At 39.2% G+C, this 20,657-nt stretch carries 24 protein-coding genes, 1 tRNA gene and 1 other RNA gene; 22 read left to right on the top strand and 4 right to left on the bottom strand.

The features are described 5' to 3' along the window. Positions 1 to 4: 4 nt before the first annotated feature. From HMPREF9180_RS01860 to HMPREF9180_RS01865, 3 genes are all read left to right on the top strand, one after another. Positions 5 to 78, top strand: a tRNA-Asn gene (locus tag HMPREF9180_RS01860). 195 nt (positions 79 to 273) lie between these two features. Further along, on the top strand, positions 274 to 507 hold the full coding sequence (gene comW, locus HMPREF9180_RS10405) for a sigma(X)-activator ComW (RefSeq protein ID WP_025168550.1): 234 nt from the start codon (positions 274 to 276) through the stop codon (positions 505 to 507). Positions 508 to 746: 239 nt separating this feature from the next. After that, positions 747 to 2,033, top strand: a complete 1,287-nt coding sequence (locus tag HMPREF9180_RS01865) for an adenylosuccinate synthase (protein WP_025168551.1) — start codon at positions 747 to 749, stop codon at positions 2,031 to 2,033. Positions 2,034 to 2,513: 480 nt separating this feature from the next. On the opposite strand, the gene HMPREF9180_RS01870 is transcribed toward HMPREF9180_RS01865, so the two are convergent. Next, positions 2,514 to 3,053, bottom strand: coding sequence for a hypothetical protein (locus tag HMPREF9180_RS01870; protein WP_006144596.1), 540 nt, complete (start codon positions 3,051 to 3,053; stop codon positions 2,514 to 2,516). A gap of 301 nt (positions 3,054 to 3,354) precedes the next feature. On the opposite strand from HMPREF9180_RS01870, the gene tadA reads away from it, so the two are divergent. From tadA to HMPREF9180_RS01925, 12 genes are all read left to right on the top strand, one after another. Further along, positions 3,355 to 3,822: a tRNA adenosine(34) deaminase TadA gene (tadA, locus tag HMPREF9180_RS01875; protein ID WP_025168552.1), complete on the top strand. Its 468-nt coding sequence runs from the start codon at positions 3,355 to 3,357 to the stop codon at positions 3,820 to 3,822. A 32-nt stretch (positions 3,823 to 3,854) separates the two neighbouring features. Next, positions 3,855 to 3,953, top strand: an RNA gene (ffs, locus tag HMPREF9180_RS10060) — signal recognition particle sRNA small type. A 54-nt stretch (positions 3,954 to 4,007) separates the two neighbouring features. Then, positions 4,008 to 4,451 (top strand): dUTP diphosphatase, encoded by a 444-nt coding sequence (locus HMPREF9180_RS01880; RefSeq protein WP_006144598.1) that lies wholly within the window; start codon positions 4,008 to 4,010, stop codon positions 4,449 to 4,451. A gap of 1 nt (position 4,452) precedes the next feature. Next, positions 4,453 to 4,992, top strand: coding sequence for a histidine phosphatase family protein (locus tag HMPREF9180_RS01885; RefSeq protein ID WP_025168553.1), 540 nt, complete (start codon positions 4,453 to 4,455; stop codon positions 4,990 to 4,992). Positions 4,993 to 5,008: 16 nt separating this feature from the next. Beyond that, the gene (locus HMPREF9180_RS01890; RefSeq protein ID WP_006144600.1) at positions 5,009 to 5,497 is read left to right on the top strand and encodes a hypothetical protein; all 489 of its coding nucleotides are present in this window, start codon (positions 5,009 to 5,011) and stop codon (positions 5,495 to 5,497) included. A gap of 42 nt (positions 5,498 to 5,539) precedes the next feature. Beyond that, positions 5,540 to 6,904 (top strand): DNA repair protein RadA, encoded by a 1,365-nt coding sequence (gene radA, locus HMPREF9180_RS01895; protein WP_154645136.1) that lies wholly within the window; start codon positions 5,540 to 5,542, stop codon positions 6,902 to 6,904. A 68-nt stretch (positions 6,905 to 6,972) separates the two neighbouring features. After that, positions 6,973 to 7,668: a TIGR00266 family protein gene (locus HMPREF9180_RS01900; protein WP_006144603.1), complete on the top strand. Its 696-nt coding sequence runs from the start codon at positions 6,973 to 6,975 to the stop codon at positions 7,666 to 7,668. A 161-nt stretch (positions 7,669 to 7,829) separates the two neighbouring features. Then, entirely contained in the window at positions 7,830 to 8,324 is a 495-nt protein-coding gene (locus HMPREF9180_RS01905; protein ID WP_006144605.1) for a beta-class carbonic anhydrase, read from the top strand. Between the two features lie 205 nt (positions 8,325 to 8,529). Further along, positions 8,530 to 9,498 carry a ribose-phosphate diphosphokinase gene (locus tag HMPREF9180_RS01910; protein ID WP_006144606.1) on the top strand — a complete coding sequence of 323 codons (969 nt, stop codon included), beginning with the start codon at positions 8,530 to 8,532 and terminating at the stop codon, positions 9,496 to 9,498. A gap of 323 nt (positions 9,499 to 9,821) precedes the next feature. Beyond that, positions 9,822 to 10,247: an LPKTxAVK-anchored surface protein gene (locus tag HMPREF9180_RS01915; protein WP_006144608.1), complete on the top strand. Its 426-nt coding sequence runs from the start codon at positions 9,822 to 9,824 to the stop codon at positions 10,245 to 10,247. 78 nt (positions 10,248 to 10,325) lie between these two features. Beyond that, positions 10,326 to 11,171 (top strand): class B sortase, LPKTxAVK-specific, encoded by an 846-nt coding sequence (gene srtB, locus HMPREF9180_RS01920; RefSeq protein WP_025168554.1) that lies wholly within the window; start codon positions 10,326 to 10,328, stop codon positions 11,169 to 11,171. A 133-nt stretch (positions 11,172 to 11,304) separates the two neighbouring features. Continuing rightward, positions 11,305 to 11,742: a CoA-binding protein gene (locus HMPREF9180_RS01925; protein ID WP_006144611.1), complete on the top strand. Its 438-nt coding sequence runs from the start codon at positions 11,305 to 11,307 to the stop codon at positions 11,740 to 11,742. Between the two features lie 134 nt (positions 11,743 to 11,876). On the opposite strand, the gene HMPREF9180_RS01930 is transcribed toward HMPREF9180_RS01925, so the two are convergent. Continuing rightward, a complete protein-coding gene (locus HMPREF9180_RS01930; protein ID WP_006144612.1) occupies positions 11,877 to 12,887 on the bottom strand; it encodes a YeiH family protein in 1,011 nt (336 codons plus the stop codon). Positions 12,888 to 13,041: 154 nt separating this feature from the next. On the opposite strand from HMPREF9180_RS01930, the gene HMPREF9180_RS01935 reads away from it, so the two are divergent. From HMPREF9180_RS01935 to HMPREF9180_RS01950, 4 genes are read left to right on the top strand one after another with little or no spacing between them, the layout of a single operon-like run. Further along, positions 13,042 to 14,211, top strand: a complete 1,170-nt coding sequence (locus HMPREF9180_RS01935) for a pyridoxal phosphate-dependent aminotransferase (protein ID WP_006144613.1) — start codon at positions 13,042 to 13,044, stop codon at positions 14,209 to 14,211. Then, positions 14,208 to 14,978 carry a DNA repair protein RecO gene (recO, locus tag HMPREF9180_RS01940; RefSeq protein ID WP_006144614.1) on the top strand — a complete coding sequence of 257 codons (771 nt, stop codon included), beginning with the start codon at positions 14,208 to 14,210 and terminating at the stop codon, positions 14,976 to 14,978. Before HMPREF9180_RS01935 ends, recO begins: the two co-directional genes overlap by 4 nt. Continuing rightward, positions 14,975 to 15,967 carry a phosphate acyltransferase PlsX gene (gene plsX, locus HMPREF9180_RS01945; protein WP_006144616.1) on the top strand — a complete coding sequence of 331 codons (993 nt, stop codon included), beginning with the start codon at positions 14,975 to 14,977 and terminating at the stop codon, positions 15,965 to 15,967. Before recO ends, plsX begins: the two co-directional genes overlap by 4 nt. Positions 15,968 to 15,978: 11 nt before the next feature. After that, complete coding sequence (locus HMPREF9180_RS01950; RefSeq protein WP_006144617.1) at positions 15,979 to 16,215, top strand: acyl carrier protein; 237 nt, start codon at positions 15,979 to 15,981, stop codon at positions 16,213 to 16,215. A gap of 51 nt (positions 16,216 to 16,266) precedes the next feature. Here HMPREF9180_RS01950 and cysK read toward each other — a convergent pair whose 3' ends face one another. Together cysK and HMPREF9180_RS01960 are read right to left on the bottom strand one after the other, a co-directional pair. Next, on the bottom strand, positions 16,267 to 17,193 hold the full coding sequence (gene cysK / locus HMPREF9180_RS01955; protein ID WP_006144618.1) for a cysteine synthase A: 927 nt from the start codon (positions 17,191 to 17,193) through the stop codon (positions 16,267 to 16,269). Positions 17,194 to 17,302: 109 nt separating this feature from the next. Beyond that, the gene (locus tag HMPREF9180_RS01960) at positions 17,303 to 17,938 is read right to left on the bottom strand and encodes a YigZ family protein (protein ID WP_006144619.1); all 636 of its coding nucleotides are present in this window, start codon (positions 17,936 to 17,938) and stop codon (positions 17,303 to 17,305) included. 55 nt (positions 17,939 to 17,993) lie between these two features. Between HMPREF9180_RS01960 and HMPREF9180_RS01965 the strand changes: the two genes are divergently transcribed. The 3 genes from HMPREF9180_RS01965 (at position 17,994) to hpf (ending at position 20,578) form a co-directional block, all read left to right on the top strand. Next, the gene (locus HMPREF9180_RS01965) at positions 17,994 to 19,292 is read left to right on the top strand and encodes an ATP-dependent helicase ComFA (protein ID WP_006144623.1); all 1,299 of its coding nucleotides are present in this window, start codon (positions 17,994 to 17,996) and stop codon (positions 19,290 to 19,292) included. Further along, on the top strand, positions 19,289 to 19,951 hold the full coding sequence (locus tag HMPREF9180_RS01970) for a ComF family protein (protein ID WP_006144624.1): 663 nt from the start codon (positions 19,289 to 19,291) through the stop codon (positions 19,949 to 19,951). The genes HMPREF9180_RS01965 and HMPREF9180_RS01970 overlap by 4 nt, the downstream gene beginning before the upstream one ends. 78 nt (positions 19,952 to 20,029) lie before the next feature. Then, a complete protein-coding gene (gene hpf / locus HMPREF9180_RS01975; RefSeq protein ID WP_006144626.1) occupies positions 20,030 to 20,578 on the top strand; it encodes a ribosome hibernation-promoting factor, HPF/YfiA family in 549 nt (182 codons plus the stop codon). Positions 20,579 to 20,657: the final 79 nt, after the last annotated feature.

Consider the following 20,657-nt stretch of genomic DNA (forward strand, 5'->3'; position numbering starts at 1 on the left):
CTTATCCGCCATAGCTCAGTTGGTAGTAGCGCATGACTGTTAATCATGATGTCGTAGGTTCGAGTCCTACTGGCGGAGTACTAAACGTTCTACGGAACGTTTTTTTATTTTGTTGAAATAGGTATAATAGTTTTGTATCATTTTCACATCTATTTTTACTTCATTTTTTTGTTTTAAGTTATTTTAGCTTTTATTTTTTACGATACAGGATTTTTTATTTCTTTTGTTAACCTTTCTGATAAACTTGTTTTATCAATAAGAAAGGTTTTTTATATGCTTCAAAATTATTATGACTATTGTTTCCATTTCCTAAAACAGGTTGAAAAGGAATATTCGTTTTTAGTTCAGACAAGTGACGATTGGGAGTCGCTTCATTTAAAATTTCTTCTTTATTACTTAATTCGCTTTAGGATAAAAGATGAGAAGGATTTTATTCTCTGCCATTTTAGGGCTGCTTATCGTATCTACCTAAATCGTTTACTGGGACATCGATTTACATATTGCTAGTAAGCATAGTTAATTTCCATTTATTACGAACGTTAGTTTATGGTTAGAAAAAAATATATAGAATAAGCTTTAAATTGGCCTTTTTTTAATTATAAATTGAAGGAAAACCCTAATCTTTTCTATTGTTTATTCTTGATTAAATGGTGTTTTTTTCTTATAATAAATTGTAAGATATAATTGTGGGTGAAAGTCCCACCATGTATATGAGAAAGGACGAGCCTTTTGGCTCAGACGAAAATATGACTTCAGTTGTTGTTGTAGGTACCCAATGGGGTGATGAAGGTAAAGGAAAAATTACAGATTTTCTTTCAGCTAATGCGGAAGTGATTGCTCGTTACCAAGGTGGTGACAATGCAGGGCACACTATCGTTATTGATGGGAAAAAATTTAAATTGCACTTGATTCCATCTGGTATTTTCTTCCCTGAAAAAATCTCTGTAATTGGGAATGGTATGGTTGTAAATCCTAAGTCTCTTGTCAATGAATTGGCATACCTTCATGCAGAGGGAGTTACAACGGATAACCTACGTATTTCTGATCGTGCACATGTAATTTTGCCTTATCATATTGAGTTAGACCGTCTTCAAGAAGAAGCTAAGGGCGATAACAAGATTGGGACGACAATTAAAGGAATTGGCCCAGCCTATATGGACAAGGCAGCTCGTGTTGGAATTCGTATTGCGGATCTTTTGGATAAAGAAATTTTCCGTGAACGTTTAGAACGTAACCTTGCTGAGAAAAATCGTCAATTTGTAAAATTGTATGATAGTGAACCTATTTCAATTGATGATATTTTTGAAGAATACTATGAGTATGGCCAACAAATCAAGCAATATGTGACTGATACTTCCGTAATCTTGAACGATGCACTTGATAATGGTAAACGTGTTCTCTTTGAAGGTGCACAAGGTGTTATGTTAGACATCGACCAAGGTACTTATCCATTTGTTACTTCATCAAACCCTGTTGCTGGTGGTGTTACTATCGGTTCTGGTGTGGGCCCAAGTAAAATCGATAAGGTTGTCGGTGTATGTAAGGCCTATACTAGTCGTGTAGGAGACGGTCCTTTCCCAACTGAACTATTTGATGAAGTTGGACATCGTATCCGTGAAGTTGGGCATGAGTATGGAACAACTACTGGGCGTCCTCGTCGTGTGGGTTGGTTCGACTCAGTTGTTATGCGTCATAGCCGTCGTGTTTCTGGTATCACAAATCTCTCTTTGAACTCTATCGATGTTTTGAGTGGATTGGATACAGTAAAAATCTGTGTAGCTTATGATCTTGATGGTCAACGTATTGATTACTACCCAGCTAGTCTCGAACAATTGAAACGTTGTAAACCAATCTACGAAGAATTGCCTGGTTGGTCTAAAGATATCACTGGAGTACGTACTTTGGAAGATCTTCCTGAAAATGCACGTAACTATGTTCGCCGTGTTAGCGAATTGGTGGGTGTTCGTATTTCAACCTTCTCAGTAGGTCCTGATCGTGATCAAACAAATATTTTAGAAAGTGTTTGGTCATAGGAGATTTTTTAAGATTTGTTTAAGACAGGTCGGATATACTATAGATAGTTACAAGAAGACCTCCTAACTTGTTGTAACAAATTTCCTAAACTTTTCTTTTTCATAATAATCTCCCTATAAAGTCACCGCATTCGGTGGCTTTTTTTGTCAGCTTTTAAGTCATATTTAGGTGGCTTCTTTACTTTTAAGACAAAGAAAAAAACAGTGGGACAGAAATCTTTAGACCAACTCTCGATTTGGTACACCCAGATCTGCGAGGTTTTAACATTTGGGTAAATTGGTTAAAGTTGTGAATTGAGAAAAGAAGTTTTGGTAAAAGAAGCTTTTTGAATTCTCAAATACCAACAAATCGTTCAATTTGCCATCACATCAAAGGCGCATAACTAAGAAAAAATGAGGTTGGGATTTCTGATCCCAGCCTCTTCAGTGAACTATTTTCTTGAGAATTTGTAAGTTAGACAAACTTGAGTTTTTTCTGAATCAGCTTACTTGATTATCTGATTTATCACTTTGAAATCGCTTCATTTCGTGCATAAAAGCATCTGCTTTTAGTTTGTTTGTGATGATACTGACTCTGACTAGCTTATTTAGTTTTTTTTCATGTCCTTCCAAAAAAATAGGATTTCTAATTTTTATGCTTAACTTTACGCAATTAAAAGGACGCTTTTTAATGGTTATTTGTTCGATATCTTGAAGTCCAAATTGATAATGTAATAGGCTGTGGCCTCTACTGCTATAGGTATAATACTGAACAATATTGTTTTTATAAATTTCTAATTTTACTCCATTTATGAAGAGATAATACCCCATAAACCATATAAGGAGGAGAGCATAAATCAGCGCTACCGCCATAACAATCTTGTCTGCAAAATCAGTATTGTAAGTCATCAGACGCTTCAGAATCCAGAGAATCATAACAGATATAGATATCATGGATGGTCCCCCTACTCTATTAAATGTATCTTTATATGGAAATATCAAGGTAAGTTTTGGTTCATCCTGTAAGAATTCTAATTTCATTATTTACCCTTTCATCTTGTTTATTATTTAAATCTCAGGATAATCATCTCTTGGAGACTTATAGTTAAAAATCTTCCGACAGATCTGGACATTCTGTATCAGTTGTCTCCATTACTCTCAGTTCATGATTTCTAGTGTTTCTCTAAATTTTGCTACCATTATACTCTTTTTATAACATTATTTCTACAAACCAGAGATTGAATACTATCTAAAGTTGGTTTCTGCAAATATTATAGAGCTCTTTTTTTGTCTAGGAAAACATGCTATAATGATAGAATTGATAGCTAGGAAGAGAGAAGAGATGAATTACACGCTTGAAGAAAAAGAAGCTTTTATGAGAGAGGCCTTAAAAGAGGCAGAGATTGCTTTAGAACATGATGAAATCCCGATTGGTTGTGTGATTGTCAAGGACGGAAAAATCATCGGGAGAGGCCATAATGCGCGCGAGGAATTGCAACGAGCAGTCATGCATGCAGAAATTATGGCTATAGAGGATGCTAATCTGAGCGAAGAGAGTTGGCGCTTGCTGGATTGTACGCTTTTTGTGACCATTGAGCCTTGTGTTATGTGTAGTGGGGCAATTGGTCTCGCACGGATTCCAAACGTGGTCTACGGGGCTAAAAACCAGAAATTTGGTGCTGCTGGAAGTTTGTACGATATTTTGACGGATGAGAGACTCAATCATCGTGTGGACGTTGAGACAGGTGTTTTAGAGAGTGAGTGTGCAGCGATTATGCAAGACTTTTTCCGAAATCGACGTAAAAAATAATTTCTCTTTAAAAACAGAGGGGAATGTGGTATAATAACTAGTGGAGCAACAGTTCTGCGTGAAGCGGGTCAGGGGAGGAATCCAGCAGCCCTAAGCGAGTGTGAATTGTGTGCTCTTTTTTCGTGCTTTTTTCGAATAAATAAGATAAAATAGCCTAGAATATAAGATTAAAAAAGAGGGAAAATATGAAAATTCGTGGTTTTGAATTAGTTTCTAGTTTTACGGATGAAAATTTGTTGCCAAAGCGTGAGACAGCTCATGCAGCTGGTTACGATTTAAAGGTTGCAGAACGTACTGTGATTGCTCCAGGAGAGATTGTTCTCGTCCCAACGGGTGTTAAGGCTTATATGCAACCGACTGAAGTGCTTTATCTTTATGACCGTTCTTCAAATCCTCGTAAAAAGGGCTTGGTTTTGATTAACTCAGTTGGTGTCATTGATGGAGACTATTATGGCAACCCAGGAAATGAAGGACATATCTTTGCTCAGATGAAGAATATCACAGATCAAGAAGTTGTTCTTGAAGTTGGAGAACGTGTAGTTCAGGCTGTCTTTGCACCATTTTTAATCGCAGATGGAGATGAGGCAGAGGGAGTTCGTACTGGTGGGTTTGGATCAACTGGGCACTAAGATGAAGATTATCTTTGTACGTCATGGAGAGCCAGATTATAGTATGCTTGATAAACTTGAAAACCCGCAACTCTATAGTGGTTTTGGTCGTGATTTAGCACCATTGACAAGAAAAGGTCGCAGTCTGGCAAAAGAAGTTGCTAAAACTGCATGTTTTGGAAAGGCAGAGATTATTATTTCATCGTCTGTGACGAGGGCCTTAGAAACAGCCCATTATATAGCGGTTGAAACAGGATTGGACTTATTTGTAGAGCCGTTTTTTCATGAGTGGCGTCCAGACTTAGATGGCACTAACTCTGATTTAACTAGTGTATTGGTAGCTCATGAATATTATCTAAAACATCAAGGAGGTTTATCTGAAGATTCTCCTTATCGCTATGAAACTGATCTAGAGATGCGTCATCGTTTTTTAAGAGCTTTGGAAAAATATAAAAATTATAAAACTATTATCATTGTAACTCACGGAATGCTCATGCGCCAATTTGTACCAGACGAGAAGATTGATTTTTGCCAAGTGATTGAGTGTGAGATAGAGATATAGAAAGAAGCACAATGAAATGAGCTATAAGGATTTTCAAGCTTTTACCGCAGAGAATTGTCAAGGGTATAAGAAGGTGCATGAGATCAGTATTGGAGGATTTCTTTACCTAGCATTTCTCCCTGATGCCTATCATAAAATTCTGTGTATTTCTTCAGACTACATGTCAATCATTGACAGCGAAAATGGGCAAGTAACACCGATAGACGGAGATTACGATGAGGTAGAGTTAGTAGCCATGTGTGAGGGATATGATTATCCTATTCCTATCGCTGGTCAATATGGTGGAAGTCTCCCTCTGGATAATGGTAAAGATATCAGAGTGACAATGAATAAAGACCAATCTGAGGAATATCCAATTTTAACTATTTATTGGGAAGAGAACAAAGAAACTAGGACTCAAATTTATAAAGGTTATTTACCCTATATTTTTGGATTTAGTCCGGATGGTCGGTATTATGTCCATGCGGATGACGGTGGACTGACTGTGCTGAAAAGAGATAGTTAGTAACGTAAAAGCAATAAGAGATTTTATAATGAGAGGATTAGAATTATAGCAAAGAAAAAGGCGACATTTGTGTGTCAAAATTGTGAATATAACTCACCTAAGTATTTAGGACGCTGTCCAAACTGTGGGTCTTGGTCTTCTTTTGTGGAGGAAGTTGAGGTTGCAGAAGTCAAAAATGCGCGTGTGTCCTTGACAGGTGAGAAAACCAAGCCTATGAAATTGGCTGAAGTAACTTCTATTAATGTCAATCGAACCAAGACTGAGATGGAGGAATTCAACCGTGTACTCGGTGGAGGTGTGGTACCAGGGAGTCTTGTCCTTATCGGTGGGGATCCAGGGATTGGGAAATCAACCCTTCTCTTACAAGTATCAACCCAGTTATCTCATGTGGGAACGGTTCTCTATGTCAGTGGAGAGGAGTCGGCCCAACAGATTAAACTCCGTGCAGAGCGTTTAGGTGATATTGATAGCGAATTTTATCTCTATGCCGAGACCAATATGCAGAGTGTTCGATCTGAGGTGGAGCGCATCCAACCTGACTTTCTCATCATCGACTCTATCCAAACTATCATGTCTCCTGAGATTTCAGGGGTGCAGGGGTCAGTTTCTCAGGTACGTGAGGTGACGGCTGAGCTCATGCAGTTGGCCAAAACCAATAACATCGCCATCTTCATCGTCGGCCATGTGACTAAGGAAGGAACCTTGGCGGGCCCGCGTATGCTAGAACACATGGTGGATACGGTCCTCTACTTTGAGGGCGAACGCCACCATACCTTCCGAATTCTGAGAGCAGTCAAAAACCGTTTTGGTTCCACTAATGAAATTGGAATCTTTGAGATGCAGTCAGGTGGATTGGTTGAAGTTCTTAATCCTAGTCAGGTATTTCTGGAAGAACGTTTGGATGGAGCCACCGGCTCGTCCATCGTTGTGACTATGGAAGGAACACGTCCAATTCTTGCGGAAGTGCAGGCCTTGGTGACGCCGACCATGTTTGGAAATGCTAAGCGTACGACGACAGGGCTTGATTTCAATCGCGCTAGTCTGATTATGGCTGTCTTGGAGAAACGGGCAGGCTTACTCCTTCAAAATCAGGATGCCTATCTCAAATCAGCTGGTGGTGTCAAATTAGATGAGCCTGCCATTGACCTGGCTGTTGCAGTTGCTATTGCTTCGAGCTACAAGGACAAGCCAACCAATCCCCAGGAATGTTTTGTAGGAGAGTTGGGTTTGACGGGAGAGATTCGGCGCGTAAATCGTATCGAACAACGGGTCAATGAAGCTGCTAAGCTTGGATTTACAAAAATCTATGTACCAAAAAATTCCCTAACAGGTATAAAGCCACCTAAGGAAATTCAGGTGATTGGGGTGACAACTATTCAGGAAGTCTTGAAAAAAGTATTCTCCTAATAGTTAAACTTAGTTTTAGATTGCAAAACATTTTGTAGCCAATATTTATAAAAAAGGAGGAATTTCTGATGAAATTTTCTATGGATAGTCACATGCAATTTCCTTTGGTAGAGTTGTCGCTCAATCAGGGAGAAACGCTCTTTATCCAGCGAGGTAGTATGGTTTACCATACACCCAATGTAAGTCTAAATACCCAGCTCAATGCAAGCGGTTCTGGTTTGGGACGTTTTGTCAAAGCTGTGGGGCGTTCGATGGTTTCTGGCGAAAGCACCTTCATTACTCAAGCTGTTGCAGAGTCAGATAACGGCAACCTTGCTCTAGCACCAGATACTCCTGGTCAAGTGATTGCTCTTGAGCTAGGTGAAAAGCAGTACCGATTGAATGATGGGGCTTTTCTAGCTCTTGATGGTACGGCCTTCTATACCATGGAACGCCAGTCTATCGGGAAGGCTCTGTTTGGAGGGCAAGGCGGTCTCTTTGTGATGACAACCCAAGGTCAGGGGACTCTCTTGGCCAATGCTTTTGGTTCTATTAAGAAAATTGAACTGCAAAACCAAGAAATGACGATCGACAATGCCCATGTGGTTGCTTGGGACCAGTCTTTGGACTATAATATCCATCTAGAAAATGGCTTCTGGCAATCTATCGGTACAGGTGAAGGAGTCGTTAATACCTTCCGAGGTACGGGTGAGGTTTATGTACAAAGCCTCAATCTTCAGAGCTTTGCAGGATCTCTTAACAAGTATATCCAAAAAGGTTCATAACAATAAAAAAACTAGGACAGGGCCCCAAGTTAGTTGCTGGATGTCTCTGTCCTAGTTTTCTATATATAGTCTGAAAGCTGACAAACGAGGTAAAAGATGGTAAGATAGAAAATAAATAATTTGGTGTTCAAATTATCTTGAAAGTAAGAAAGTGTGTTGTCATGTCCTATTTCGAACAATTTATGCAGGCTAATCAGGCTTATGTGGCCTTACACGGAGAACTCAATCTTCCAATCAAACCTAAAACAAGAGTAGCGATTGTCACTTGTATGGATTCTCGTTTACATGTTGCCCAAGCTTTGGGGCTTGCACTGGGTGATGCCCATATTTTACGGAATGCGGGTGGCCGTGTGACAGATGACATGATCCGTTCCCTCGTGATTTCCCAACAACAAATGGGAACAAGAGAAATTGTGGTTCTCCATCATACAGACTGTGGTGCTCAAACTTTCAATAATGAGGATTTTCAAGAGCACTTAAAATGCGAACTGGGAGTTGATGTATCTGGTCAAGATTTTCTTCCTTTCCAAGACGTTGAGGAAAGTGTTCGCGAGGATATTAAATTGCTTCGAGAATGTCCGTTAATTCCAGATGATGTCATTATTTCGGGGGCTGTTTATGATGTGGACACAGGAAGAATGATTGAAGTATACTAATGTTCCATTTGAAAGTGTATATCATACAGATGATAAGGTAGTAGATTTTCGCTTGGATATCACTAATATAAAATAGCATAAGACAAGGGTATAAAAGTCTACTCTTGTCTTATTTTTTATTGAAAAATTGAAAAAAAAGCGCTACAATGGTAGTTGGAAAAGTGTTGTGGAAAACACAAGCGATACATAAATACTGGAGGAAATCATGTCTTTTTCTGACTTAAAGCTATTTGCCCTCTCCTCAAATAGGGAATTGGCAGAGCGTGTGGCACAAGAAATTGGAATGGAATTGGGAAAATCAAGTGTTCGCCAATTTTCAGACGGAGAGATTCAGGTCAATATTGAAGAATCTATCCGTGGAAAACACGTCTTTATCCTGCAATCAACTAGTTCACCAGTCAATGACAATTTGCTTGAAATCTTAATCATGGTGGATGCTTTGAAGCGTGCTAGTGCAGAGTCTGTTAATGTAGTCATGCCTTACTATGGCTATGCACGTCAGGATAGAAAGGCGAGAGCTCGTGAGCCGATTACTTCAAAACTTGTTGCAAATATGCTTGAAGTTGCTGGAGTGGATCGCTTGTTGACCATTGACTTACACGCTGCACAGATTCAAGGCTTCTTTGATATTCCTGTAGATCACTTGATGGGTGCTCCGTTGATTGCGGACTATTTTGAACGTCGTGGGATGGTTGGCTCTGACTATGTAGTTGTTAGTCCAGACCATGGTGGGGTGACTCGTGCTCGTAAATTAGCAGAGTTCTTAAAAACTCCAATTGCCATTATTGACAAACGTCGTAGCGTGGATAAGATGAATACTAGTGAAGTGATGAACATCATTGGTAAGGTAGAAGGCAAGACTTGTATCTTGATCGACGATATGATTGATACAGCTGGAACTATTTGTCATGCGGCAGATGCACTTGCTGAAGCAGGTGCTGTTGAAGTTTACGCAAGCTGTACGCACCCAGTTCTTTCAGGGCCTGCTATGGATAATATCCAGAAGTCTGCGATTAAAAAATTAGTGGTGCTTGATACGATTTACCTCCCAGAAGACCGTTTGATTGACAAGATTGAACAAATCTCTATCGCCCACCTTTTGGCGGATGCCATTGTCCGTATCCACGAAAAACGCCCACTTTCTCCATTGTTTAATATGGAAAAGACCATTTAAAAAGTATCGTCAAACAGATTGAGTTGTTTTTAAAATAATAGCGAGAAACTATTTTAGAATCACTAGTGGCAAAGCGCAAAGAAGAACTGATAAATCCAGAGTTACAATGGAATTACAAGACAGATTGTTCGGATTTTGCTTGCCTTTGAGTCTAAAATTTCAAGAATTTAGCTTGATTTTCGAGAATAAAATGAATGTTGCTTATTTTTTTAAAAATTATAAAAAAAATTTAAAAAAGCTTGACAACTTAAATATATGTGATATAATCTGAGTAGTGGGGTAGCCCCCCATGAAATAAAATTAAAAAAAGAGGAGATAAAACAATGAAAAAAGTTTTATTATCATCAGTAGCAGCACTTGCTGTATTCACAGCAGCAGCGCCAGTATTTGCCGATAACACTGGTCAACACAACTCAGCAGACGACAATGCTACATCACTTACAGGTGCAGATGTGTTCACAGGCGATGAATATGGTCTTACTCAATACGGTAAAGACGGTCTTAACAATGTTGATGCTGAATCAACTAAAGACAAATTTAAAGCAGCTGGTGAAACTGTTGAACCTAAATTGGATGAAAATGGTAAAGCAATTCCAGGTGAATTTGTAGTTAAAGATGCACCTAAAGCTGACGCTAAAGACGCTAAAGCTGACGTGAAAGCTGACAAGAAAGCTGACGCTAAAGACGCTAAAAAAGCTGCAGCAGCTGCAGGTCAAAAAGCTCTTCCTAAAACAAGTGCAGTTAAATAATTCATTTGTTTAATGAAGTAACCAATCACTGAAACTTCGTTTCAGTGATTTTTTTGGTAAATAATGAGGGAGAAAATGATGAGTGAACATTCTAGAATAAAAAAATCACCTATCGGTAAAATAATTGCTTCCATTCTTACATTCGTCGTCATTGTTTTTGGAGGTTTCTTTGTTTATAATAGCTTCCTAGCTCCAAAGTCAGATAAACAAAATAATGTTACTGATGTAAAAGTTGCTCAAGAAGCACCTAAGCAGACCTATACTGTTAGTGCAGAAGAAAAAGAATATCTGGCTAATAAATTTAAAGGCTTGCTCGCAACAAACTCTGAAACGGTTGGTTATGTATATATTCCTGGCACACAGTTAGATGAACCGGTCGTTCAAACAACGGATAACGCAACTTATCTAGATAAAACGTTTGAAGGTGTGCATCAACCTCTAATGGGAACAGTCTTTATGGATGCTGATAACAAAAAAGACTTTAGTGATCGTTTAACATGGTTATTTGGTCACGCTAGAGGAAGTAAAGTACCTGACCATCGTATGTTTAAGGATGTGAATTACTTCAGTAGTCAAGATTATTTCGAGAAACATCCTTATGTCGTCATTGAAACACCGGAAAGAAAGTACTATTATGAAGCCATTGCAGTGGTTATAGTTCCAGAAACAACAGCCTTTTATCGTACTTCTTTTGCAGATGACGCGGATTTTGAAAAACAATTGACAGCTATTTATGACGAGGCAAAAGTTAAGAAACCAAATGTTAAAGTGTCTCCAAAAGATAAATATATGGTTCTTTCAACTTGCCTTGAAGAAGATGATACGATTCGTACAAATCTTTACCTTCGACAAATTCCTGATTCAGAGATGACTGACTTTGTCAAACAACATGGTGAAGAACTTCAGTATAAACCAACAAGATAATAAAATTAAAAAACTATATGAATCCTCCTAAAATGTAATATTTTCATTCTGGGAGGATTTTTGATTTTCTTTTTGAGCGCAACCCTGCAAACCCTTTCAAAATGTGGTATACTGATGAAAAAGGAGGAATATTATGACTCAAGAATTTATCAATCCAAGTGATGGTGTTGTGCGTCAATACCTTGCGACCAGCAAAACAATTGCTGTAGTGGGTTTGTCTGACCGTGAGGAAACAACTAGTAATCGAGTGACCAAGGAAATGCAAGCTCGTGGTTATACAATTGTTCCTGTCAACCCCAAATTAGCTGGTAGTGAAGTTTTGGGAGAAAAGGCTTATGCTAGCCTAGCTGAGATTCCTTTTCCAGTTGATATAGTCAATGTTTATCGTCGTAGTGAATTCTTGCCGGATGTTGCGCGTGATTTTCTCAAGGCTGATGCAAGGATTTTCTGGGCTCAATTAGGACTTGAAAGCTTGGAAGCAGCAGAAATTTTGCGTGCTGGAGGATGCGATGATATCGTCATGAATCGTTGCATCAAGAGAGAGCATACACGCTTAATTCTTGAACAATAAAAAGGTAGCCTACAGGCTACCTTTTGTGTTATACTCAATGAAAATCAAAGAGCAAACTAGGAAACTAGCCGCAGGCTGTACTTGAGTACGGCAAGATGAAGTTGACGTGGTTTGAATTTGATTTTCGAAGAGTATTAGAAAATACCGATAAGGGTTTGCATCCCAAGACTGGTTAGGATAATGGCAATCCAACAAAGGGCTCCCAGGAGAATAGATTTTCCACTGGATTTAACCATCGTGATAAGATTGGTTTTGAGTCCGATAGCACTCATTGCCATGATGATGAGAAATTTAGAGAGTTGTTTGAGAGGCGCGAAGAAGCTACTACTGATACCTAAAGAGGTAAGAAGAGTAGTTAGTAGGGAAGCTAGGATAAAGTAGAGAATAAAAAGTGGGAACACTTTTTTGATTTGAAAGCTTTGTTTATGGCTTTCTTGACGACTTTGCCAGTATGAAAGGAAAAGAGTGATAGGGATAATAGCTAGCGTTCGAGTGAGTTTGACAATGGTTGCAGCTTCGAGAGTATTAGACTGATAAAGACTGTCCCAGGCGCTAGCAGTAGCTGTTACAGAAGAGGTATCGTTGACTGCCGTACCTGCAAAGAGGGAAAATCCTTCATTAGAGAGATGTAGCCAGGTTCCTAGGGTTGGAAAGATAAGAGCAGCTATGACATTGAAGAAAAAGATGACAGAGATGGCTTGAGCTACTTCTTTTTCTTTGGCATGAATGACAGGAGCTGTCGCAGCAATAGCAGAGCCTCCGCAAATAGAGGAACCAACACCAATCAAGGTAGCTAGCTTTGTATCTAAGTCAAAAAATCTCTGGAAGAGATAAGCTACAATCAAGGCGATAGAAATGGTTGAAAGAATCACGGGAAGAGAAGATTTCCCAACTGCAAAAACTTGTGAAATATTGAGTCCGAAACCGAGTAAGACAACCGCATATTGAAGCAGTTTTTTGGAGCTGTAAGTCAAGCCTGCATCCAGTTGTTTATAGGGAGTGAGAAAGTGGTGAAGCATCATCCCTATAAAGATGGCAAAAACAGGCGCTCCTACGACTGGAAAGAAACTTCCTAAATACCAAGAAACGATAGAAATGACAAGACAGACTGAGAGACCAGCCCCATTTTTTGATAGAAATGACATAAAACCCTCCTAAAATAAGCACTTCTTATTATAGCCTTATCTAGGAGAAAAGTAAAATAGAAAGCGACAGGGAGGGGATAGTATTAGATGGAATTTTGCGGTCAAGAAGCTTTTGTAGTATAATAGAAGTACGTTTTGAAAGTAGGAGGTATCAATGGACTTAACTAAGCGCTTTAACAAACAGTTAGACAAGATTCAAGTTTCTTTGATTCGTCAGTTTGATCAGGCTATTTCAACAATTCCTGGAGTCTTACGATTGACTTTAGGGGAACCTGATTTTACGACTCCAGAACATGTCAAGGAAGCAGCAAAAAGAGCAATCGATCAGAATCAATCCTACTATACCGGAATGAGTGGCTTGCTGACTTTGCGTCAGGCAGCTAGTGATTTTGTAAGAGAGAAATACCAATTAGACTATGCTCCTGAAAATGAGATTTTGGTCACAATTGGTGCGACAGAGGCTCTATCAGCTACTCTGACAGCTATTTTGGAGGAAGGAGATAAGGTGCTCTTGCCAGCTCCTGCCTATCCTGGCTATGAGCCAATAGTTAATCTAGTTGGTGCAGAGGTTGTTGAGATTGACACTACTGAGAATGGTTTTGTATTGACTCCGGAAATGCTTGAAAAAGCAATTCTGGAGCAAGGGGACAAGCTTAAGGCTGTCATTCTCAACTATCCAGCCAATCCGACAGGGATTACCTACAGTCGTGAGCAGTTGGAGGCTTTAGCGGCAGTACTACGCAAGTATGAGATTTTCGTTGTCTGTGATGAGGTCTACTCAGAATTGACTTATACTGGTGAAAATCATGTATCTCTGGGCACTATGCTGAGAGATCAAGCTATTATCATCAACGGTCTATCTAAGTCTCATGCCATGACCGGTTGGCGTTTAGGTTTTATCTTTGCACCAGCAAACTTTACAGCCCAGTTAATCAAGAGTCATCAATATTTGGTGACTGCTGCAAACACGATGACTCAGCATGCAGCAGTAGAAGCACTAACAGCTGGTAAGAATGATGCAGAACCGATGAAGAAGGAATATATTCAACGTCGAGACTACATTATCGAGAAGATGACGAACCTTGGTTTTGAGATTATCAAACCTGATGGTGCCTTTTATATCTTTGCCAAGATTCCAGCGGGCTACAATCAAGATTCATTTGCTTTTCTGAAAGATTTTGCGCAGAAGAAGGCGGTTGCCTTTATCCCGGGTGCTGCTTTTGGGCGCTATGGAGAAGGCTATGTTCGCATCTCTTATGCAGCTAGCATGGAAACCATCAGAGAAGCTATGAAGCGACTTGAAGAGTACATGAGAGAAGTATGATCCAGTCTATTACGAGCCGAGGTTTAGTGCTCTACAATCGAAATTTTCGAGAGGATGATAAGCTTGTCAAAATCTTCACAGAGCAGGCAGGGAAACGCATGTTTTTTGTGAAACATGCTGGGCAAACAAAGTTAGCTCCTGTTATACAGCCCTTGGTGTTAGCGCGCTTTCTCATGAAAGTCAACGATGATGGTCTTAGCTATATCGAGGACTATCGTGAAGTGATGACATTTCCAAAGATTAATAGTGATCTTTTTGTTATGGCCTATGCGACTTATGTTGCAGCCTTGGCAGATGCAAGTTTGCAAGATAATCACGAGGATGCTCCCTTGTTTGCTTTTTTGCAAAAGGTTTTGGAGCTGATGGAAGAGGGCTTAGACTATCAAGTTTTGACCAATATTTTTGAAATTCAACTCTTGACCCGTTTTGGGATTAGTCTCAACTTTAATGAGTGTACCTTTTGTCATCGTGTGGGGCAAGCCTTTGACTTCTCCTTCAAATACGGGGGTTGCCTTTGTCCCGATCATTACCATGAAGATGAGAAACGATGTCATTTAAATCCCAATATTCCTTATCTGCTCAATCAATTTCAGGCTATTGACTTTGAAACTCTCGAAACCATTTCGCTCAAATCAGAAATCAAACAAGAATTACGGAAATTTATAGATCAACTCTATGAGGAATACGTCGGAATTCACTTAAAATCAAAGAAATTTATCGATTCCCTAGGAGACTGGGGCCAATTACTAAAAGAGGAAGACAAATGAAAAAAATCGCAGTAGATGCAATGGGTGGTGACTACGCACCACAAGCTATTGTAGAGGGTGTCAATCAAGCTCTTGCTGACTTTCCAGATATTGAAGTTCAACTTTACGGAGACGAAAGTAAAATCAAGCAATATCTAACAGCTACAGAGCGTGTTAGTATTATTCATACGGATGAGAAAATCGACTCTGACGATGAACCTACAAAGGCTATCCGCAAGAAGAAAAATGCCAGCATGGTATTGGCAGCTAAGGCTGTCAAAGATGGAGAGGCAGATGCTGTTCTTTCTGCAGGGAATACCGGTGCCTTGTTAGCGGCAGGATTTTTCATCGTTGGTCGTATCAAGAATATCGATCGACCAGGTCTTATGTCAACACTACCAACAGTTGATGGTAAAGGATTTGATATGCTGGATCTCGGAGCTAATGCTGAAAATACAGCTCATCACCTCCATCAATATGCAATTTTAGGTTCCTTCTATGCCAGCAATGTTCGTGGAGTGGAAAATCCCCGTGTAGGGTTACTGAATAATGGTACAGAAAGTAGCAAGGGAGACCCACTCCGTAAGGAAGCCTACGACCTACTAGCTGCGGACGAACATCTAAACTTTGTTGGAAACGTGGAAGCGCGTGACCTGATGGATGGTGTTGCTGATGTTGTCGTAACCGATGGTTTCACGGGAAACGCTGTTTTAAAAGCGATTGAAGGAACGGCTATGGGAATTATGGGCTTACTCAAAAATGCCATTGCAGGCGGTGGCCTTAGAGCCAAACTAGGGGCTTTCCTTCTTAAGGACAACCTCAGAGGTTTGAAAAAACAGCTCAACTATTCAGATGTTGGGGGTGCGGTTCTGTTTGGTGTTAAGGCACCAGTAGTCAAGACTCATGGCTCAAGTGACGCCAAGGCTGTATACAGTACGATTCGTCAGATTCATACCATGCTTGAGACAGATGTAGTTGCTCAGACTGCGCGTGAATTTTCAGAGGAATAAGGAGAATAAATATGACAGAAAAAGAAATTTTTGACCGTGTTGTTACGATTATCCAGGAACGCAAAGGGGAAGATTTTATCGTAACCGAAAACTTGAGTTTGAAGGATGATTTGGATGCTGATTCTGTAGATTTAATGGAATTTATCCTGACGATTGAGGAAGAATTTGGAATTGAAATCAGTGATGAGGAAATCGATAATCTCCATAGTGTTGCAGATGTATTAGCAGTCATTAAAAATAAAATATAAGAAAAAGCAACATGCTAGTCATGTTGCTTTTTTATTTAGAGTTTTAGGAGACTACACTTCAAATTCATAAAGAGCTGTAGATAAATAACGTTCTCCATTATCTGGTGCGAGGGCAAGGACTTTTTTACCTGCTCCAAGTTTTTTAGCAACTTCAATGGCAGCATAGATAGCTGCGGCAGAAGAAATACCTACTAAGAAACCTTCTTGACCACCGATGTGACGACCAAGTTCTAGAGCTTGTGCAGATGTTACGCGGACGATACCATCATAGGCTTTTGTATCGAGTGTGTCTGGGATAAATCCAGCTGAAATTCCTTGAATCTTGTGTGGTCCAGGTTTTTCGCCAGATAGGATAGCAGATTCGTCTGCTTCAACGGCATATACTTGAATATTTGGATTTGCTTTTTTTAGAGCGTGTGAAACACCTGAAACTGTTCCTCCAGTACCAACACCGCCAACAAAGGCATCTAATCCATCTGCACCGAAAGCTGCTAGAATTTCAGCACCTGTTGTTCTTTCGTGAACCTCTGGATTAGCAGGATTGTTAAATTGAAGTGGTAGGAAACCATCACGTTCTGCTGCAATTTCTTGAGCCTTAGCAATAGCACCTTTCATTCCTTCGCTACCTGGAGTGAGGACTAGTTCTGCACCGTAGGCTTGAATGATTTTACGGCGTTCAACACTCATAGTTTCAGGCATAACGATGACAACCTTGTAACCTTTAGCAGCACCAACCCATGAAAGACCGATACCGGTATTTCCACTAGTTGCTTCTACAATAGTAGAACCTGGTTTGAGTTTTCCGTCTTGCTCTGCTTTTTCAATCATGCTAAGAGCGATACGGTCTTTGACAGAAGAACCAGGATTAAACGCTTCTAGTTTTACGTAGACGTCTGCTGCACCTTCAGGTACGATGTTGTTTAATTTGACAATTGGTGTTTGTCCAATCAATTCTGTGATATTGTTATAAATAGTCATAATTCTACCTCTTTATCTAAGATGATACTAGTATAACGCTAGCAACAGTATTTGTAAAATATAGAAATCCTATCAAGGTGATAGGATTTTTTTATATCTTTGGTATTTCCTAGTTTATTTGGATAGGAACTTCGATTTCTCGTAGACCTTGGTCTATTAAAGTAACTTTACCATTGTAAAATTCGATAAGGGAGGCTTTAGTATTCTCTTTATCTTCTTTGTCAACAAAGATCGTCGTCTCAACTTGATCGGTAAAATTAGTTTCAAGTTCCATAAGATGATGTTCTTTAAGGAAATTGCCATATTCTTGATACTGAGCGTAGCTCATTTGAATTTGAATTCCTGCTTGTTCCTTAATTTCAACAATTCCAATTTCCTTGACAGCAAGAGCAACACTACCTGCATAAGCGCGAATAAGACCACCGGCTCCAAGTTTGATACCACCAAAATATCGAGTAACAACTACACAGACATTGGTTAAATCGTGATTTTCTAGAACTCCTAGCATTGGTACACCAGCAGTACCACTTGGTTCTCCATCGTCACTAGTTCGTTTGATTTCACTACGCTCTCCAATAATAAAAGCAGAGCAGTTGTGGGTCGCTTTATAATGCTCTTTTTTAATAGCAGTGATGAAAGCTCGAGCTTCTTCTTCACTGTAGACACGCTTTGCATGGCAAATAAAGCGCGATTTTTTGATTTCTTCTTGGACTTGTCCGTCCTCTTTAATCGTTTTACATTCCATGATTTTATTGTACTAAAAAATAGGATAAAGTTCTAGATTTTACGAATAGAGAAGTATGAAAACAAATTCAAATTATTTAGGCCGACTTTTTACTGAACAAGAATTAAGTGTAGAAGAACGTGAATTAGCAGTCAAACTACCAAGTATGAGAAAAGAGAAGGGGAAACTTATTTGTCAACGTTGTGATAGTTTGATTCAGGAGGAATGGTTTTTGCCGCTTGATGCTTATTACTGTCGAGAATGTTTATTGATGAAACGAGTTCGGAGTGATCAAGCATTATATCATTTTCCGCAGGAAGTATTTCCTAGGCAAGATGTTCTAAAATGGCAGGGGCGATTAACTCCATTTCAAGCGAAGGTATCAGAAGGTTTACTTCAAGCTCTAGAAAGTAAGCAACCGACTCTAGTTCATGCTGTGACTGGCGCAGGAAAGACAGAGATGATTTATCAAGTTGTGGCGAAAGTCATTAATGATGGTGGTGCAGTTTGCTTGGCGAGTCCACGGATAGATGTTTGTTTAGAGTTATATAAGCGACTACAGAATGATTTTACCTGTGACATCGCACTTTTACATGGTGAGTCTGAGCCATATTTTAGGACACCCCTAGTTATTGCAACGACTCACCAGCTGTTAAAGTTCTACCAGGCTTTTGATTTATTAATAGTAGATGAGGTAGATGCTTTCCCCTATGTTGACAATAAAATGCTTTACAAAGCTGTAAAGAATTGTGTAAAGGAGGATGGCCTCAGTATATTTCTTACAGCAACTTCTACAGACGAGTTGGACAAAAAGGTTCGCTTAGGAGAGTTGAAAAGGTTAAGCCTACCAAGGCGATTTCATGGCAACCCCTTAATTATTCCCAAACCGGTCTGGTTATCCGCATTGAATAGCTACTTGGATAAACATCGTTTACCTCCCAGATTAAAAAACTATATTGAAAAACAACGAAAAACCGGTTATCCCTTACTCGTGTTTGCATCGGAGATTAAGAAAGGAGAAAAATTAAAAGAGATCTTGCAGGAGCAATTTCCAAAGGAGAAAATTGGCTTCGTTTCTTCGGTAACAGAAGATCGATTAGAACAAGTTCAAGCTTTTAGGGATAGGAAATTAACGATTTTAATAAGTACAACTATATTGGAACGAGGAGTTACCTTTCCTTGTGTGGATGTATGTGTCGTTGAAGCCAATCATCGTCTCTTTACAAAATCGAGTTTAATTCAAATTGGAGGGCGAGTTGGGCGTAGTATAGATAGACCAACTGGAGATTTAATTTTCTTTCATGATGGATTAAATGGTTCGATTAAGAAGGCTATAAAGGAAATTAAGCTGATGAACAAGGAGGCGGGACTATGACTTGTTTACTATGTGGGCAACATTTAAAAAACAATCAAACCTTTAGAAATCTTCTTTTATTGAAAAAGGAGGAGACCTCACTCTGTTTTACTTGTTCTTCAAGTTTTGAAAAGATTGGGGAGGAACATTGCCCAAATTGTCATAAGGTAGGAGTGTCAACTATGTGTCAAGACTGTCAATTTTGGTGTAAAGCAGGGATTGACGTAAGCCATGAAGCAATTTTTACTTATAATCAAGCCATGAAGGATTACTTTAGTCGTTATAAGTTTGATGGAGACTATATTCTTAGAAAAATTTTCGCATCGATTTTAAGGGAAAAATTGAGAAAGTACAAAGAATTTCAAATGATTATAATACCTTTGAGTCCTGGAAGGTTCTCCAAAAGAGGGTTCAATCAGGTCGAGGGCTTGGTAGAAGCGGCAGGGCTCTCCTATTGGGATTTATTAGGAAAAAATGAAGAGTTAGCAAGCTCTTCAAAAAACCGTTCAGAACGGTTGACAACCGAACTTCCATTTTTTATTAAAGATGGAGTTACGATTCCAAAGAAGATTCTATTGGTTGATGATATTTATACTACTGGGGCGACTATTAACCGTGTAAAAAAACTATTTGAAGATAGAGGGGCCGAGGAGGTTAGGACATTTTCCCTCGTAAGATGAGGAAAAAGATTGCAATAACCATTTGAAAGCGTTATAATAGAATAGAAAAACAAATATGCTTAGAAAGAAGGTACTGATATGATTAAATATAGTATCCGTGGTGAAAACCTAGAAGTAACTGAAGCAATTCGTGATTATGTAGTTTCTAAACTCGAAAAAATCGAAAAGTATTTCCAAGAAGGACAAGAATTAGATGCGCGTGTGAATTTGAAAGTATACCGCGGAAAAACCGCTAAAGTTGAAGTAACAATTCCACTCGGCTCTATTACTCTTCGTGCAGAAGATGTTTCTCAAGATATGTATGGATCAATTGATTTGGTAACAGATAAGATTGAACGTCAAATTCGTAAAAATAAAACAAAAATTGAACGTAAGAACAGAAACAAAGTTTCTACTAGCCAATTGTTTACAGATGCCGTGGTAGAAGAGACAGATGTTGCTCAACCTAAGGTTGTTCGTTCAAAACAAATTGATTTAAAACCAATGGACCTCGAAGAAGCGCTTCTTCAGATGGACTTATTGGGTCATGACTTCTTTATTTACATTGATGTTGAAGATGAAACAACTAATGTTATTTATCGACGAGAAGATGGAGATATTGGTCTTCTTGAAGTGAAAGAATCATAATCAACAGTTTGGTTAGTCTAAAAAGGTGGTTTACACTAGTGTAAACCACCTTTTGTGTTGATGGTGCTACATACGGGTA

The sequence above is a fragment of the Streptococcus peroris ATCC 700780 genome (assembly GCF_000187585.1).
In the GTDB taxonomy this organism is placed as follows: Bacteria; Bacillota; Bacilli; order Lactobacillales; family Streptococcaceae; genus Streptococcus; species Streptococcus peroris.